Consider the following 1,089-nt stretch of genomic DNA (forward strand, 5'->3'; position numbering starts at 1 on the left):
TTCTTGAGCGAGGAGATTTGCAGAAAGTCCAAGTCCCAACAAACAGCTAATGAGTTGTGTTTTATTCATAGATGTGTGCAAGCAAAAAGAAAACATAATACGAATAAATAAAACGCTGTGCAATTGTGCGGTGAACAAGATGAATTGAAATAAGCTAAACACGAAGCACAAACGTTAAGTTTTCATGTTTAAGTGTTTGTAATAAATAATATTGGTGAGTAAACATAACAAAAAAAGCCCGGCAACAGGTACTGGGCTTTGAGATCATAGAGCATGCAATTATGACTGAGTGTCGAGTGGGATTTGTCCCGTCGTTACCTGTTCGACGTCAAACTCAGTTAATCCTTCAATGTAGCTTTCTACCGCTTGTTCTACTTCATCGTCGCTTTGGCTGAAGTATGCGAGGTGGAAAATGGCATCGCCTTCGTTCACTAATGGCAGCGTTTGCTGACCGATCACTAAGCCACTTTTAGGTGCTTTTAGCTCTATTTCATCGTGACCGAGGGGTGAGCTGATGTAAGCTAAGGTTTCACCTTTTTCTACTTTATCGCCTAGGTTCACCACCGTGCGCAAAATACCGTTACCTGGCGCTCTAACCCAGCTGGTCGATTTCGCGATAACAGGTTCTGGCAGTTTTTTACGGCTGGCTCTCAACATGCCGATCGCTTGCATAACGCGTTGAACGCCTAAAACACCAGCACTGATAGATAGCGGATCAAAGCGAAGTGCTTCACCAGCTTCGTAAGTCAATACTGGGATATCACACTTCTCGGCTTCGCTACGTAGCGAGCCATCACGCAATGCTGAGTCAACGATCACTGGCGTGGCAAATGCTTTAGCAATACGCAGTGTTTCCGGATTGCTCAGGTTAGCGCGTATTTGGGGTAGGTTAGTACGATGAATCGCACCTGTGTGTAAATCTAAAATGTAATCACAACGTTTCGCTATATTATTGAAGAATCCATACGCCATACGTGAAGCGAGTGCGCCTTTTTCGCTGCCAGGGAAACAACGGTTTAGATCGCGGCGATCGGGTAAGTAACGAGACTTATGGATAAAGCCAAATACGTTTACGATTGGCACCGCAAT

General features: G+C 44.4%; 1 protein-coding gene. It reads right to left on the reverse strand.

The features are described 5' to 3' along the window. Positions 1 to 279 precede the first annotated feature (279 nt). Positions 280 to 1,089: succinylglutamate desuccinylase/aspartoacylase family protein (locus R7P72_RS25740; RefSeq protein WP_318111068.1), on the reverse strand; the 810-nt coding region annotated here is incomplete at its 5' end.

The sequence above is a fragment of the Vibrio sp. Vb0888 genome (assembly GCF_033338835.1).
Classification (GTDB): domain Bacteria; phylum Pseudomonadota; class Gammaproteobacteria; order Enterobacterales; family Vibrionaceae; genus Vibrio; species Vibrio alginolyticus.